The sequence below is a fragment of the Burkholderia sp. COPS genome, from assembly GCF_019425585.1.
GTDB classification, from domain to species: domain Bacteria; phylum Pseudomonadota; class Gammaproteobacteria; order Burkholderiales; family Burkholderiaceae; genus Burkholderia; species Burkholderia cepacia.
This window is the reverse complement of sequence record NZ_WIXR01000012.1, coordinates 42,342-57,047: the sequence shown is the minus strand read 5'-3', so window position 1 is coordinate 57,047 and position 14,706 is coordinate 42,342. Positions and strand designations below refer to the sequence as shown.

Annotated in this window: 14 protein-coding genes and 1 riboswitch; of the genes, 3 read left to right on the top strand and 11 right to left on the bottom strand. The window is 66.2% G+C overall.

The annotated features are described in order from the left end of the window. Nucleotides 1–48 precede the first annotated feature (48 nt). Nucleotides 49–720, top strand: coding sequence for a heavy metal response regulator transcription factor (locus tag FOZ70_RS09765; RefSeq protein ID WP_027789830.1), 672 nt, complete (start codon nucleotides 49–51; stop codon nucleotides 718–720). Beyond that, complete coding sequence (locus tag FOZ70_RS09760) at nucleotides 717–2,129, top strand: heavy metal sensor histidine kinase (protein ID WP_060305861.1); 1,413 nt, start codon at nucleotides 717–719, stop codon at nucleotides 2,127–2,129. Before FOZ70_RS09765 ends, FOZ70_RS09760 begins: the two co-directional genes overlap by 4 nt. Nucleotides 2,130–2,202: 73 nt before the next feature. Here FOZ70_RS09760 and FOZ70_RS09755 read toward each other — a convergent pair whose 3' ends face one another. The 4 genes from FOZ70_RS09755 to FOZ70_RS09740 all read right to left on the bottom strand — a co-directional run bounded on the left by FOZ70_RS09755 (nucleotide 2,203) and on the right by FOZ70_RS09740 (nucleotide 4,796). Further along, nucleotides 2,203–2,388 (bottom strand): DUF1289 domain-containing protein, encoded by a 186-nt coding sequence (locus tag FOZ70_RS09755; RefSeq protein ID WP_081057961.1) that lies wholly within the window; start codon nucleotides 2,386–2,388, stop codon nucleotides 2,203–2,205. 2 nt (nucleotides 2,389–2,390) lie between these two features. Then, entirely contained in the window at nucleotides 2,391–3,410 is a 1,020-nt protein-coding gene (gene dmeF / locus FOZ70_RS09750; protein ID WP_219705695.1) for a CDF family Co(II)/Ni(II) efflux transporter DmeF, read from the bottom strand. Between the two features lie 12 nt (nucleotides 3,411–3,422). Further along, the gene (locus FOZ70_RS09745) at nucleotides 3,423–3,698 is read right to left on the bottom strand and encodes a metal/formaldehyde-sensitive transcriptional repressor (RefSeq protein ID WP_021159994.1); all 276 of its coding nucleotides are present in this window, start codon (nucleotides 3,696–3,698) and stop codon (nucleotides 3,423–3,425) included. Nucleotides 3,699–4,106: 408 nt separating this feature from the next. Next, the gene (locus FOZ70_RS09740) at nucleotides 4,107–4,796 is read right to left on the bottom strand and encodes a hypothetical protein (RefSeq protein WP_219705690.1); all 690 of its coding nucleotides are present in this window, start codon (nucleotides 4,794–4,796) and stop codon (nucleotides 4,107–4,109) included. Between the two features lie 687 nt (nucleotides 4,797–5,483). Then, nucleotides 5,484–5,618: riboswitch (yybP-ykoY riboswitch) on the top strand. A 114-nt stretch (nucleotides 5,619–5,732) separates the two neighbouring features. Here FOZ70_RS09740 and FOZ70_RS09735 point away from each other — a divergent pair. Next, on the top strand, nucleotides 5,733–6,743 hold the full coding sequence (locus FOZ70_RS09735; RefSeq protein ID WP_104765711.1) for a sodium:calcium antiporter: 1,011 nt from the start codon (nucleotides 5,733–5,735) through the stop codon (nucleotides 6,741–6,743). Between the two features lie 73 nt (nucleotides 6,744–6,816). Here FOZ70_RS09735 and arsH read toward each other — a convergent pair whose 3' ends face one another. The 7 genes from arsH to FOZ70_RS09700 form a co-directional block, all read right to left on the bottom strand. Continuing rightward, complete coding sequence (gene arsH / locus FOZ70_RS09730; protein WP_081065068.1) at nucleotides 6,817–7,554, bottom strand: arsenical resistance protein ArsH; 738 nt, start codon at nucleotides 7,552–7,554, stop codon at nucleotides 6,817–6,819. Beyond that, nucleotides 7,532–7,954 (bottom strand): arsenate reductase (glutaredoxin), encoded by a 423-nt coding sequence (arsC, locus tag FOZ70_RS09725; RefSeq protein ID WP_059589254.1) that lies wholly within the window; start codon nucleotides 7,952–7,954, stop codon nucleotides 7,532–7,534. The genes arsH and arsC overlap by 23 nt, the downstream gene beginning before the upstream one ends. Nucleotides 7,955–7,974: 20 nt before the next feature. Next, nucleotides 7,975–9,045: an ACR3 family arsenite efflux transporter gene (gene arsB, locus FOZ70_RS09720; RefSeq protein WP_021159990.1), complete on the bottom strand. Its 1,071-nt coding sequence runs from the start codon at nucleotides 9,043–9,045 to the stop codon at nucleotides 7,975–7,977. Further along, entirely contained in the window at nucleotides 9,042–9,374 is a 333-nt protein-coding gene (locus FOZ70_RS09715; RefSeq protein ID WP_042975389.1) for a metalloregulator ArsR/SmtB family transcription factor, read from the bottom strand. Before FOZ70_RS09715 ends, arsB begins: the two co-directional genes overlap by 4 nt. Nucleotides 9,375–9,583: 209 nt before the next feature. Further along, a complete protein-coding gene (locus FOZ70_RS09710) occupies nucleotides 9,584–9,952 on the bottom strand; it encodes a copper-binding protein (RefSeq protein ID WP_219705688.1) in 369 nt (122 codons plus the stop codon). Beyond that, on the bottom strand, nucleotides 9,949–13,155 hold the full coding sequence (locus FOZ70_RS09705; RefSeq protein WP_219705686.1) for an efflux RND transporter permease subunit: 3,207 nt from the start codon (nucleotides 13,153–13,155) through the stop codon (nucleotides 9,949–9,951). The genes FOZ70_RS09710 and FOZ70_RS09705 overlap by 4 nt, the downstream gene beginning before the upstream one ends. Then, on the bottom strand, nucleotides 13,152–14,702 hold the full coding sequence (locus FOZ70_RS09700; RefSeq protein WP_219705684.1) for an efflux RND transporter periplasmic adaptor subunit: 1,551 nt from the start codon (nucleotides 14,700–14,702) through the stop codon (nucleotides 13,152–13,154). Before FOZ70_RS09700 ends, FOZ70_RS09705 begins: the two co-directional genes overlap by 4 nt. Nucleotides 14,703–14,706 lie beyond the last annotated feature (4 nt).

The following is a 14,706-nucleotide window of genomic DNA, read 5'->3' as shown; positions in this document are numbered from 1 at the left end:
CTCACGCGTTACACTGACCGGCTGGAATCACGGACAGCCTGCCTCACCATGCGGATACTGATAGTCGAAGACGAACCCAAGATGGCGTCGTACCTCCGGAAAGGGCTGATGGAGGCGAGTTACACGGTCGACATTGCGGAAACCGGCAAGGACGGGCTGTTCCTTGCGCTGCACGAGGATTTCGATCTCGTCGTGCTCGACGTGATGCTGCCGGAAATGGATGGCTTCGAGGTGCTCCGGCGCCTGCGCGCGCAGAAGCAGACGCCGGTGCTGCTGCTCACGGCGCGCGAGGCGATCGAGGACAAGGTCGCCGGGCTCGAGCTGGGCGCCGACGACTACCTGCTCAAGCCGTTCGCGTATGCCGAGTTTCTCGCGCGCATCCGCTCGCTGCTGCGACGCGCGCCGCGCAACGTGCGCGACATCCTGCATGTCGCCGATCTCGAAGTCGACCTGATCCGCCGCCGCGTGCGGCGCGCCGACACGCGCATCGACCTGACCGCGCAGGAATTCGCGCTGCTGCAGTTGCTCGCCGAACGCGAAGGCGAAGTGCTGACGCGCACCTTCATCACGTCGCAGATCTGGGACATGAATTTCGACAGCGACACGAACGTCGTCGATGCCGCGATCAAGCGCCTGCGCGCGAAGATCGACAACGCCCATGAGAAGAAGCTGATCCACACGATCCGCGGGATGGGCTACGTGCTCGAGGATCGTTCGTGACGCGCAGCAGCCCGGCCTCGTATTCGCTGCTGCGGCGCCTGACGCTGGCGTTCGCCGTCGTCGCCGCGCTCGTGTTCGCGCTGACCGGCGCGTACCTGTATCGCTCGCTGTCCGCCGAGCTGACGCGGCGCGACGACATCGAGATCTCCGGCAAGCTCAACCAGTTCCTGCAGCTTGCGCACGCGAGCGGTTCGGCTGCCGCGCTGCGCGCCGATCCGGCCGTGTTTCATGAAGTGCTGCTGTCGCATCCGGGCGTCTATCTCGGCATCTACGACGCGCGGAACCGCGCGCTCGTCGAGCATTCCGACAAAGCCGGCCACACGCTGGCGTCGGTGATCGCCGCGCCTCATCCGGCCAGCGCAACCGGCACGCCGTTCACGTGCGCGCCGCCCGGCATCGGCACGTCGCGCTGCGTGTATGCGCGCGCCACGCTGCCGTCCGGCGATGCGATCCAGGTTGCGCTTGCACGCACGGCGACCGATCGCCAGTCGTTGCTCGAAAGCTATCGCGTCGACATCTGGCTCGCGGCGGCCGCGGGCGCGCTGCTGGTCGGCGCGCTCGGTTACGCGGTCGCGTCGCGCGGCCTGCGCCCGGTCGAGAGCCTCGGCCGGCAGACGTCGCGCATCGAGGCGCACAACCTGAACGCGCGGCTCGACGCGCGTGGCGGCCCGGTCGAGCTGCGTGAACTCGCGACGTCGGTCAACCGGATGCTCGATCGCCTCGAACGCGCGTTCGTGCGGCTCTCCCAGTTCTCGTCCGATCTCGCGCACGACATGCGCACGCCGCTCGCCAACGTGATCAGTTCGTCGCAGGTCACGCTGTCGCGCGCGCGCACGACCGAGGAATACGAAGCGCTGATCGATTCGAACATCGAGGAATGCGAACGGCTGCAGCGGATGATCGAGAACATGCTGTTTCTCGCGCGCACCGACAATGCGCGCCAGCACCTGAAGACCACCGAACTTGACGCGGGCGGCGAGTTGCGCCGGCTCGCGTCGTATTTCCAGGCGCTTGCCGATGAAGCCGGCGTGCGCATCGACGTGCAAGGCGAAGCGACCGTCGTCGCCGATGCGACGCTGTTCCGGCGCGCCGTCAGCAATCTCGCGTCGAACGCGCTCGAACACGCGCAAGCCGGGTCGACGATCGAGCTGGCGGTGTCCACGCAAGGCGGGTATGCGGTCGTCGAAGTCACCAATCGCGGTGCCGCAATTCCGCCCGAACAGGTCGAACGGATCTTCGAGCGCTTCTACCGCATCGATTCGTCACGGCACGGCGCGGCGCGCAACGCGGGCCTCGGGCTCGCGATCGTGAAATCGATCATGGAGCTGCATCGCGGCAAGGTCGAGGTCGCAAGCCGTGACGGGCGCACGACGTTTGCGCTTCATTTTCCGCGCGGCGTCGAAGGGTAAGGCGTTTCCCGCGCGTGTCGCATCGGCATGACGGCCGGCGCGCCACCAGGCGAAGCACGACGACGACGCCCCTTCACTCCGCCGGTTCGCGCCGGATTTTCGTCTGGCGGCGATTGCGGTCGTTCAGTATCTGGTGCCGGCGATGGTCGGTCAGCTTCTTCCAGTCACGCGCCTCGTCGCGCGTGCGCAGGCAGCCGACACAAAAGCCCGTCCGGCCGTCGAACGCGCACAGTTCGATGCAGGGTGATTTCACGGCCACGGTCAGGCCGCCTTCGCAGGCGTCATCACTTCGACGGTCACGTGCGACACGCCGTCGAAACCCTCGATCAGCGCATGGTAGAAACGCGCGTCGCGCACCGTCTCGACGGTCTCGACCGACACGATCGCACTCATGTGTCCCGGCCCGACACGCCACACGTGAAGATCGTTGACCGTGTCGCCCAGCGCCTCGATCGCATCACGTATGCGCGCCGCCAGCTTGCGATCGACGTTGACGTCGAGCAGGACGCCGCCGGTATCGCGCATCAGCCCGTACGACCAGTTCGCGATCACGAGCGCGCCGACAATGCCCGCGACAGGGTCCATCCAGACCCAGCCGAATGCACGTGCGAGCAGCAGGCCGACGATGGCCAGCACCGACACGGCCGCGTCGGCGATCACGTGAACGTAGGCCGACCGGATGTTGTGGTCGCGATGGGCCGCCGTGTGCGAACCGTGATCGCGATGCGCATGAGGGTCATCGTCGTGATCATGGTCGTGGTCGTGGTCGTGGTCGTGCCCATGATGATGACCGTGCCCATGGCCATGCCCGTGGTGATGGCCGCCGCTCAGCAGCCACGCGCTGGCGAGGTTCACCGCGAGCCCCAGCACGGCAATAGGAATCGCTTCGCCGAAGTGAATGGGCACGGGCGCGAGCAGACGCGCAACCGCCTCGTAGCCGATCAGGATCGCGATCATCGCGAGCACGATCGCGCTCGTGAACCCGGCCAGATCGCCCAGCTTGCCGGTGCCGAACACGAAGCGCGGATCGTCCGCATGCCTGCGCGCATAGGTATAGGCCAGCGCGGCGATCAGCATCGCGCCAGCGTGCGTCGACATGTGCAACCCGTCGGCGACGAGCGCGAGCGACCCGAACAGCGTGCCGCCGACGATCTCGGCCACCATCATTGCCGAGCACAGGCCGATGACCATCCACGTCCTGCGTTCGTTCTGCTCGTGCGCCGCACCGAGAAAGATATGGTCGTGCCCGGCGCCGAATGCGTCATCCTGGAAAGCGTTCATGTCCTGCCTCGATTACTTGAAATAGCTGTGCACCACATCGATCAGCTGCTCGGTCGCGCTGCCTTCGTGTGCGTCAGGTTCGTGCGCATCGACCAGATGCTCGCGAATGTGGTCTTCCAGCACGACGGCCAGCAGCCCGTTCATCGCGCCGCGACAACTCGTGATCAATTGCAGGACCTCGTTGCAGCCGCGCTCCTCCCCGAGCGCGCGCTCGATGGCCTCGACCTGGCCCTTGATCCGGCGCACGCGGTTCAGCAGCTTCTGTTTTTCACGAACGGTATGGCTCATCGACGACGGGCTCCTGGATAGGGAGGGGGAGTATATATCCGGAAGGGTTCCCGTATAGGGGAGAGGGGTATATTTTTTTGGGATGAAGGCTTGTCGAAAGGTATCCGCTCGGCTAGATGCGAAGCGTCAAGGCTGTTTCTCGGCGCGGGAAGTCTGGTCGTCGGCGCATCGACGCCGATGGCACCATGAGCACGATGATTGCCGGCGAACACACACGGCTCGACGCACGGCGATTTCACGGCCACAATCAGGCCGCCTTCGCAGGCGCCATCACTTCAGCGATCACATCGGAAACATCGTCGAATCGCACGTCACGCGCTGCATCGGTAGTCTCGACCGACACGATCGGGCATACGTGGCTCGGGCCGTCGCGTGGCACAGGGACTGCGACGGGTTTCAGCCCCCGGATCAGCGCAGCGAAATCGGAATTCTCGCCGCGACCCAATCTATCGTGGTCGGCGGCATCGAGATCGTCCGCGTGCTGTCGTACGCATCCGATGCGTCGAAGTAGATCAGCTTGCCGTCGTGGATCTCGATCGGATCGTTTCCAGGCCGGCCGCCCCAGAAGACGAAAAACAGCCGGGTAGCAAGTGTCGATCCGTGCTCATCGGCCACGACGATTTTGATCTGTTCGTTTTGGTCAGCAAAGAGGACGTTGCCGCGGAGGCCACTTCCGCAGATGTTGACGATATAGGTTGTGCCATCGACCTGCTTGATGCCGCCGTTCAGTTTCGCGTTGTAGTTGTATCGCTGGCAGTCGGTTTCGTCGGTCGTGATCCCGCGAACGCTGACGAGATAGAAGAATGCCAGGAAGCCCAGCGTGACGATCGCCAGTCCTGCGCGCCTCGTTCTGCTGAAATGGCCGATATTTCTGACAAGCCGGTAGAAGTAGAGCACGAAGATGATCGACGTGATGGCGAAGATCGTGCTCTTCGCATGCTTGAGCGAGAAAAGCACGATCGCATTCCTGACGTCCACTGGCAAGAACATCCATGCAATGGCGACAACCAGGCATGTGACGACAACGGTCGAAACCGCTTTGAGAATGACGGCGGTCGCCTTCAGCTGGCAATACGGGACTTTTTTGACGTCGGGCATAGCGCTTGAATGACGATTCGCGAAAGAACCGGTCTCAGCGTAATCAAAACCCCGGCATTTCCAACGTCGATAACGAAGACAACTTGTCAGATCCAGCCGAACCTATGTAGGACATAACGGTACGGGCAGTCTTCCGACGGCACGACTGTTACAGAAGGTTTCGTCGCCACACGGCTCAACATCGCGTCCTCGAGTTCCGCAGCCCCCTCGTCTGCCAATAAGGCGACCGTGTCAGCCTCCACGGGGGCCGGGCGCGCGGAGTGAACAGATTCGCGTCGACGGGCCGCAGTGGTATGTGTCCCGCATCCCGCCACGAACGTCCTCGACGAAATCGCCCCCCGATCACACGAAGATGGTCACCAACCGCCCATCGATACCGCCGCAGATTGTCGGTCCATGCCAGTCGCTCCGGCATGGTTAGCCTGCCGGCCCTCAAAGGGCATTTGCAGCACGTCACCGACGAGATGCGCGTGTACTGCAGCGACGGGTTCTGCCGGACGGTCAACCTCGTCTTTGACAACGAGCACTTTCGCCTCTTTTGTGACCACTTCCGTCGGCCCCGCGATCGACACATCACATCGGCCAGGTCATTGCGTGCCCAGTCATTCAGCGTCTCCCCATACCCACCGACCCGACAATGCCGTACGAAATGAATGCTTGTCGAAAGCAACCCGCTCGGCTAGACTGCCCTTCGTCTTTGGGGAGTAGCCTGCTTTCCGTCTCCGGAAAGCGAACGCGTCAACACACTCGGCCTGCGGCCGTGGCGCGTTCAGCCTGATCGGCCTGGCGAGACCATCGGCACATCGCGTCGTTCCTGGTCGGACGTCGGCGGATGTGCCATGGTTCGTCAACGTCCGACCACGGAGTCCCCATGTTCCCCGCCGCCCTCTCCCCGCGTTTCACCGCCGTCCGTACGCATGCCTGCGGAGGTGCCGCATGACGTTCATGTTCGTCGAACTGGCGGTCATGCTGATCGTCATCCTCGTCGCCGCCGAGGTCTTCACCAATGCGCTCGAACATCTCGGCGAACGCCTGAAGATTTCCGAAGGCGTCACCGGTTCACTGTTCGCCGCCGTCGGCACCGCGCTGCCCGAAACGATGGTGCCGCTGCTCGCGCTCGCCGGCGGCACGGCAAACCCGGCCGTGAACGAGGAGATCGGTGTCGGCGCGATCCTCGGCGCGCCGCTGATGCTCGCCACGCTCACCACGTTCCTGATGACGCTCGCGGTGATCCGCTCGCGCGGGCCGCGCGGCACGATCACGCCCGAACGGACGGGTTTCGTGCGCGACCTGAACTACTTCCTCGCCGCGTTCTCGCTGGCCACCGCCGCGATGTTCGTCCCGCATCACAACAGCGCCGTGCGCGCGCTGCTCGCCGCGATGCTGGTCGGGATCTACGTGATGTATGTCGTGATGACGTTCCGTGCGTCGAACCAGCTCGTCGATGCCGGGCATGGCACCGAGGCGCCGCACAAGATGTTCCTGTCGCGCGTGGGCTTGCCGACCAACCTGGCAACCATCGCGCTGCAGTTGCTCATCGGCGTCGCGCTGCTGGTCGGCGGGGCGAAGGGTTTCATTCACGGCGTGGAAGGCGTGTCGCACGTGCTCGGCGTCTCGGCTCTGCTGCTGTCGCTGATCATCGTGCCGATCGCGACGGAGCTGCCCGAGAAGGTCAACAGCGTGCTGTGGATCCGCCGCGGGAAGGACACGCTCGCGTTCGGCAACATCACCGGCGCGATGGTGTTCCAGGGCACGCTGCTGCCGGCGATCGGCATCATGCTGACGCCGTGGGAGCCGCGCCTCGAAGTGCTGACCGGCGTGATCGTCACGCTCGCGGCGGCCGCATGGCTGCGCGTCAATGCGCGCACGCACGGGCTCGCGATCTGGGCGTTGCTGGCGAACGGCGCGGGTTACGCAGCCTATCTGTTCCTGACACTGGCCCGGTAACCCGGCTCACGCGGCACGGGCACGCTGCCGCGGTGCGAACGATGCACCGCCGCGCCGCGTGCCTGCAAGCGTGTCAGATGCGCTCCTGGTTCACACGCTGCGACAGCTGTTCGGCGCTTTCCTTGCGCTCGCTGTACCGGTCCGTCAGGTACGCGCCGACGTCGCGCGTGAGCAGCGTGAACTTGACCAGTTCCTCCATGACGTCGACGACCCGGTCGAAATAAGCGGAGGGCTTCATCCTGTCATCGTCGCCGAACTCCATGAACGCCTTCGCGACGGACGACTGGTTCGGAATGGTCAGCATGCGCATCCAGCGTCCGAGCACCCGCATCTGGTTGACCGCGTTGAACGATTGCGATCCGCCGCTGACCTGCATGACCGCCAGCGTCTTGCCCTGCGTCGGCCGTACCGCGCCGACCGACAGCGGAATCCAGTCGATCTGCGCTTTCATCACGCCGGTCATCGCGCCGTGCCGCTCGGGGGAGCACCACACCATGCCCTCCGACCATTGCACGAGCTCGCGCAACTCCGCCACCTTCGGGTGATGCTCGGGTGCATCGTCGGGCAACGGCAATCCGGCCGGATTGAAGATCCTGACATCGGCGCCCATGGCCGTCAGCAGCCGCGCCGCCTCCTCGACCAGCAGCCGGCTGAACGAACGCGCGCGCAACGACCCGTAGAGCAGCACGATGCGTGGCGGATGCGTCGACGGGCGCGCGGGTTGCAGCAGGCTCGCGTCCGGCACGCGAAACAGCGCGGCGTCGAGTTGCGGCAGATCGTTCAGGCGGTCAGACACGCTTGCCCTCCGCATCGATCACGATTTCGCCGTCTTCCTTCGCAAACGGCCCGTTCTGCGGATCGGGCAGGATATCGAGCACCTGTTCGGACGGGCGGCACAGCCGCGTGCCGAGCGGGGTGACGACGATCGGGCGATTGATCAGGAGCGGATGCGCGACCATGAAGCCGATCAGATCGTCGTCGCTCCATTTCGGATTGTCGAGATCGAGCGCGTCATACGGTGTGCCCTTGCGACGCAGCACGTCGCGAACGGGGATGCCCATCGCCGCGATCAGCGCGCGCAACGCCTCTTTACCGGGCGGCGTGTCGAGGTACAGCACGACGCGCGGTTCGACGCCGCTGTTGCGTATCATCGCCAGCGTGTTGCGCGACGTGCCGCAATCGGGGTTGTGATAGATCGTGATGTCGGTCATTTCCGGAATCCTGATTGATTTCACTTGCGCTCGTACCAGCCCTTCGAACGGTTGACGACGCGCACGACGAGCAGCATGACCGGCACCTCGATGAGCACGCCGACGACGGTCGCGAGCGCCGCGCCCGAGTGGAAGCCGAACAGGCTGATGGCCGCCGCCACGGCCAGCTCGAAAAAGTTGGACGCGCCGATCAGCGCCGACGGGCACGCGATGCTGTGTTTCTCGCCGACGATGCGATTGAGCCCATAGGCGAGCGCTGCGTTGAAGAACACCTGGATCAGGATCGGCACCGCGAGCAGCGCGATCACCAGCGGCTGCTTCAGGATCGCCTCGCCCTGGAACGCGAACAGCAGCACCAGCGTGGCCAGCAGCGCGGCGATGGACCAGGGGCCGATCTTCGCCATCGCGCGGTCGAACGCCGCCTGCCCCCTGGCGAGCAACAGCCTGCGCCACGCTTGCGCGAGGATCACCGGGATGACGATGTAGAGCACGACCGACGTGAGCAGCGTCGCCCATGGCACCGTGATGGCGGACATCCCCAGCAGCAGGCCGACGAGCGGTGCGAAAGCGATCACCATGATGCTGTCGTTCAGCGCGACCTGCGACAGCGTGAACAGCGGATCGCCGCCGGTCAGCCGGCTCCACACGAACACCATCGCCGTGCACGGCGCGGCGGCCAGCAGGATCAGGCCGGCGATATAACTGTCGATCTGGTCGGCCGGCAGCATCGGCGCGAACAGCTGCCGGATGAACAGCCAGCCGAGCAAGGCCATCGAAAACGGCTTGACGAGCCAGTTCACGACGAGCGTGACGCCGATCCCCCGCACGTGCTGGCGAACCTCATGCAACGCGCCGAAGTCGACCTTGACGAGCATCGGCACGATCATCACCCAGATCAACAACCCGACGGGCAGGTTGACCTGCGCGTATTCCAGGCGGCCGATGCGCTGAAAGAGCCCCGGCAGTGCCAGGCCCAGCGCGATGCCGAGCACGATGCACAGCGCCACCCAGACGGTCAGGTAGCGTTCGAAAAATCCGATGGCGGGCCTGGCCGCCGCGGCTTGCGACGGGGCCGCGTGCGAGCCGCTCATGTGCGATCCCCGCAGCAGGCCGGCGCCGCCGGCACGCCGCACGCAGCGCCGGCGCAGCAGTTTTCGGTCAGGAACCCGATGAGGCCGCTCATCGATTCGAAGTTCGCCGCGTAATAGATGAACCGGCCGTCCTGACGCGCGGTGACCAGCTCCGCATGCGACAAATCCTTCAGATGGAACGACAGGCTCGATGGCGACAGCCCGATCTGCTGGGCGATCGCACCGGCCGGCAGCCCTTGCGGCCCGGCGACGACCAGCGCGCGAAAGATGGCCAGGCGCGCTTCATGAGCAAGCGCGCCCAGGGCGCGCACGACGAGATTGGAGTCCATGGCGCGAAGGATAGCGCCTTCATTTCCATATTTCAAGAATTGTTGAAATAAGGGTGCCGATTCCCTGTCGAACGGCATAACCGGGCTGCCCCCGACCCGCCGCGCATCGTCGAACGCCGCCGCGCGAGCCGCATCCGGCCCGATATATGCGGCGCCGGTGCGGCCACCGCCCGGTTCACGGGCGGGCGAGGCACCGGCGTGCCGTCAGGTCAGGACGCCTTCACGAGCTTGACGATCGTCAGCGTGCCGTCGACCTTCTCGATCCGCACCTTGACCTTGTCGCCCGCATGCGCGTGCTCGAGCATCGCCGCGTCCTTCGCCTTGAACGCCATCGTCATCGGCGGCATCCCGACGTTGTCGAGCGCGCCGTGCTTCAGCGTGATCCGGCCGCTCGCGGCATCGACCTTCTTCACTTCGGCATCGGTCAGCGCGGCGTTCGACTCGGCCGCACCGCCCGACGACATCTTCATGGCCGACATGTCCATGCCGGCCATGTCGCCGGCGGCGAAGGCGGGCGCGGTGAAAGCGCCGCTCGCGAGAACGGCTGCGGTGGTGGTGACAGTGATCCACTTCTTCATCGTGATTCTCCGGTTGGGATGGATGGCACGTTCGTGCCGTGAGGTACTGCATCGGAATGCCGCACGCGGCTCGTGCTTCGCGCATGACGGCGCTGCAGCAGGAGCCAGGCGGCGGGAATGACGAACATCGACAGCAGCGGCGCCGTGACCATGCCGCCGACCATCGGCGCGGCGATGCGCTGCATCACTTCGGAGCCGGCACCGTGGCCGACCATGATCGGCACGAGGCCGGCGAGCACGACGGCGACCGTCATCGCCTTCGGCCGCACGCGCAGCACCGCGCCTTCGCGGATCGCGTCGAGCAGCAGCGCGTCGGTCAGCGGTTCGCCGGCATCGAGCCGGCGCTGCAGCGCGCCCTTCAGGTACAGCAGCATCACGACGCCGAATTCGGCGGCCACGCCCGCGAGCGCGATGAAACCCACCGACGTCGCGACGGACACCGCATGGCCGAGCGCCCACACGAGCCAGAAGCCGCCGACCAGCGCGAACGGCACCGTCGACATCAGCAGCAGCGCATCGGCCGCCGAGCCGAACGTGAGAAACAGCAGCACGAAGATCACCACGAGCGTGACCGGCACGACGGTGCGCAGCCTGGCCGCCGCGCGTTCGAGATACTCGAACTGCCCCGACCACGCGATCGAATAGCCGGGCGGCAACGCGACCTGTTGCGCGACGGCCTGCTGCATCGCGCGCACGGCGCGCTGCAGATCGGTGCCGCGGATGTCGACGTACACGTAGCCGGAGAGTCGCGCGTTCTCGCTGCGGATCATCGGCGGCCCGTCGGCGATCGCGATGCGCGCGACATCGCCGAGGCGGATCTGCGCGCCGCGCGCGGTGACGACCGGCAGCTGCCGCAGGTTCTCGACCGAATCGCGCACCTCGCGCGGGTAGCGGAGGTTGATCGGAAAGCGCTCGCGGCCTGCGATCACTTCGCCGACATCGTCGCCACCGACCGCCGACGACACCACCGACTGGATGTCGGCCACCGACAATCCGTATCGCGCGGCGGCAAGCCGGTCGATATCGACGTCGATATAGCGGCCGCCGTTCAGCCGTTCCGCAAGCGCGGACGTCACGCCCGGCACGCGCTTCACCGCGGCCTCGACCTGCTTCGCGACCGCGTCGATCCCGGCCAGGTCCGGCCCGGAAATCTTCACGCCAACCGGCGTCTTGATGCCGGTGGACAGCATGTCGAGCCGGTTGCGGATCGGCGGCACCCATACGTTCGACAGGCCCGGCACCTTCACCGTGCGGTCGAGTTCGTCGACGAGCTTCTCCGGCGTCATGCCGGGCCGCCATGCGCTGCGCGGCTTGAAGCGGATCGTCGTTTCGAACATCTCGAGCGGCGCGGGATCGGTCGCGGTATCGGCGCGGCCCGACTTGCCGAACACCGTGTCGACCTCGGGCACGGTCTTGATCAGCCGGTCGGTCTGCTGCAGCAGCTCGCTCGCCTTGTCGGCGGAGATGCCCGGCAGCGCGGTCGGCATGTACAGCAGGTCGCCTTCGTCGAGCGGCGGCATGAATTCGCCGCCGAGCCGCGACAACGGTACGGCCGTCAGTCCGAGCGCGACGACCGCGACGCCGATCGCGACCCACGGCCGCCGGAGCGTCGCGTCGAGCAGCGGCCGGTACACGCGGATCAGCACGCGGTTGATCGGGTTCGCGTGCTCGTGCGGAATGCGGCCGCGCACGAGATAGCCCATCAGCACCGGCACCAGCGTCACCGACAGCCCGGCGGCGGCGGCGATCGTGTAGGTCTTCGTGAACGCCAGCGGCGCGAACAGCTTGCCTTCCTGCCCTTCCAGCGAAAACACCGGGATGAACGACAACGTGATGATCAGCAGCGAGAAGAACAGCGCGGGCCCGACCTCCGCGGCCGACGTCGCGACGAGTTCCCATCGTCGCGCGGCCGTGACCGGTTCGCCGGGATGCGCGTGGTCGTACGCCTCGAGATGCTTGTGCGCGTTCTCGATCATCACGATCGCCGCGTCGATCATCGCGCCGATCGCGATCGCGATCCCGCCGAGCGACATCAGGTTCGCGTTGACGCCCTGGTAGCGCATCACGATGAACGCGGCCAGCACGCCGAGCGGCAGCGACAGGATCGCGACGAACGCGCTGCGCAGATGGAACAGGAACACCGCGCAGACGATGCCGACGATGATGAACTCCTCGATCAGCTTGTCCTTCAGGTTGCCCACCGCGCGCTCGATCAGTTGCGAGCGATCGTAGGTCGTGACGATCTCGACGCCGGGCGGCAGCGAACGCTTCAGGTCGGCCAGCTTCGCCTTCACCGCGTCGATCGTCGTCAGCGCGTTCTTGCCCGAGCGCATCACGACGACGCCGCCCGTCACCTCGCCCTGCCCGTTCAGCTCCGCGATCCCGCGCCGCATCGCGGGGCCGACCTGGATGCGCGCGACGTCGCCGAGCAGCACCGGCGTGCCGGCGTCGTTCGTGCGCAGCACCACGTGCCGGAAATCGTCGAGCGTGCGCAGGTAGCCGGTCGAGCGCACCATGTACTCCGACTCGGCCAGCTCGACGACCGAGCCGCCGGACGCCTGGTTCGCGTTGCCGAGCGCATTCGCGATTTCCGCCTGCGTGATGCCGTAGGCGCGCAGCCTGTCCGGATCGAGCACGACCTGATACTGCTGCACCATGCCGCCGATGCTCGCGACTTCCGAGACGTCCGGCACGGCCTTCAGCTCGAACTTCAGGAACCAGTCGTTGAGCGCGCGCAGTTGCCCGGGATCGTGACGGCCGGTGCGATCGACGAGCGCGTACTCGTACACCCAGCCGACGCCGGTCGCATCCGGGCCGAGCGACACGGTCGCGCCGGCCGGCAGCCGGCTCTGCACCTGGCTCAGGTATTCGAGCACGCGCGAGCGCGCCCAGTACGGATCGGTGCGGTCGTCGAACAGCACGTAGACGAACGCGTCGCCGAACGACGAGTACGCGCGGACGGTTTTCGCACCGGGCACGCCGAGCAGCGTGGTCGTCAACGGATAAGTCACCTGGTCCTCGACGATCTGCGGTGCCTTGCCCGGATACGACGCCTTCACGATCACCTGCGTGTCCGACAGGTCGGGCAGCGCATCGAGCGGCGTTTGCCGGAGCGAGTGGACGCCCCATGCGGCGATCAGCACGGTAGCGAGCAGCACGAGGAAGCGGTTGTGGACCGACCAGCGAATGATGCGCGCGATCATCGTTCGCCTCCCTGCGGCTCGACCTTCGTCAGCCGGTAGCTGTCGTCGCTTTGCGTGAACGCGAAGCGCACCGTCTGGCCCGGCTTCACGCCAGGGAACGCGGTGGCCGACGGCTTGCCGAACGTCATCGTCATCGCGCCCCAGCCGAGCGCCGGCACGGGCTGGTGCGAGAACGTGATGTCGTCGGCCGTGACCTGTTCGACCTTCCCGATGGTTTCGTAGATCGGTGCCGCCGCTTTCGGCGCCGGCTCGGAAGTCACCGCCGCCCCGCTTGCGCTGCTGCCGCTCTCCAGCTTCGGCAACACGCCCTTCAGGCTCGCCTCCGAATCGATCAGGAACTGCCCCGATGCAACGACCGTATCGCCTTCGTTCAACCCGCCGAGCACTTCCGTGTCGCCGCCGATGTCGTTGCCGGTGGTCACCTGCACCGGCTGGAGCCGGCCGTCGCCGTTCTTCACGATGACGATCGTGCGCTTGCCCGTCGCGATCACCGCTTCGGACGGCACGAGCAGGCGCGACACACTCGCCTTCCCGGCGACCCGCACGCGCATCAGCATGCCGGGCGTGAGCTTCAGCGCGGCGTTGTCGATCTCCACGCGCGCCTGCAGCGTGCGGCTGCTCGTGCTGATGCCGGGCAGCACCTCGCGGATGCGTCCGGTGAAATGCCGCGCCGGGTCGCCCGCGAAGGTCGCGTCGACGGCCATCCCCGGCTGCACGTTCAACGCAAGCGCTTCCGGCACCTCGACGATGAGCCACAGCGTCGACAGCCCCGCAATCTTCGCCAGCGTCTGTCCGGGCACGACCATCGCGCCGTCCCGCACGTTCAGCTCGCTGACGACGCCGGTTTCCGGCGCGCTCAGCACGACGTGCGTCTGCGCGCGGCCGGTGCGATCGAGGCTCGCGATCATGCCGTCGGGAATCGACAGCGCGCGCATCCGTGCACGCGACGCATCGAGCAGGCTGCCGTCCGTCCCGCCGCGCTTGAGTGCGAGGTATTCCTCCTGCGGCGCGAGCCAGTCAGGCACGAACAACGATGCGACCGGCGCGCCCTTCGCGATGCGCTGCATCGGTGCGCGTGCATACAGGCGATCGATGTAGCCGGTGACGCGCGACTGGACGACCTCCGCGCGCGATTCGTCGAACTGCGTGGTGCCCACCGCGTCGAATCCGGCCGCCGTCTGCTGGCGTCTTACCGTCGCATAACGGATGCCGAGATTCTGCTGCAGGCCCGGATCGATCCTGATACCGGACGCGCCGCCGCCCTCGTCCGCATAGACAGGCTGCAACTGCATGTCCATGAATGGCGACTTGCCCGGTTTGTCGAAATGCTGGTTCGGCACCATCGGGTCGTGCCAGTACAGCACCTTGCGGCCCGTGTTCGGGTCGGTCTTGCCTGCAGGTGCGGCGCCGGGCGCTACGGACGATGCGGACGATGCGATCGATGCGCCGCCCGCCGCATCGCGCATGCCCGCGACGTAACCGGCGCCGAGCAGCGCCGCGGCGGCAAAGGTCAACAGCACCGCGCGCGCCAGTGATTGCTTTTTCATGAGG

Coding starts and splice junctions, on each gene's coding strand:
- FOZ70_RS09765 (WP_027789830.1), top strand. CDS start 49: ATGCGGATACTGATAGTCGAAGACGAACCCAAGATGGCGTCGTACCTC.
- FOZ70_RS09715 (WP_042975389.1), bottom strand. CDS start 9,374: ATGGACTCCAATCTCGTCGTGCGCGCCCTGGGCGCGCTTGCTCATGAA.
- FOZ70_RS09710 (WP_219705688.1), bottom strand. CDS start 9,952: ATGAAGAAGTGGATCACTGTCACCACCACCGCAGCCGTTCTCGCGAGC.
- arsC (WP_059589254.1), bottom strand. CDS start 7,954: ATGACCGACATCACGATCTATCACAACCCCGATTGCGGCACGTCGCGC.
- FOZ70_RS09745 (WP_021159994.1), bottom strand. CDS start 3,698: ATGAGCCATACCGTTCGTGAAAAACAGAAGCTGCTGAACCGCGTGCGC.
- arsH (WP_081065068.1), bottom strand. CDS start 7,554: ATGCGGAGGGCAAGCGTGTCTGACCGCCTGAACGATCTGCCGCAACTC.
- arsB (WP_021159990.1), bottom strand. CDS start 9,045: ATGAGCGGCTCGCACGCGGCCCCGTCGCAAGCCGCGGCGGCCAGGCCC.
- FOZ70_RS09700 (WP_219705684.1), bottom strand. CDS start 14,702: ATGAAAAAGCAATCACTGGCGCGCGCGGTGCTGTTGACCTTTGCCGCC.
- FOZ70_RS09735 (WP_104765711.1), top strand. CDS start 5,733: ATGACGTTCATGTTCGTCGAACTGGCGGTCATGCTGATCGTCATCCTC.
- FOZ70_RS09740 (WP_219705690.1), bottom strand. CDS start 4,796: ATGCCCGACGTCAAAAAAGTCCCGTATTGCCAGCTGAAGGCGACCGCC.
- FOZ70_RS09705 (WP_219705686.1), bottom strand. CDS start 13,155: ATGATCGCGCGCATCATTCGCTGGTCGGTCCACAACCGCTTCCTCGTG.
- dmeF (WP_219705695.1), bottom strand. CDS start 3,410: ATGAACGCTTTCCAGGATGACGCATTCGGCGCCGGGCACGACCATATC.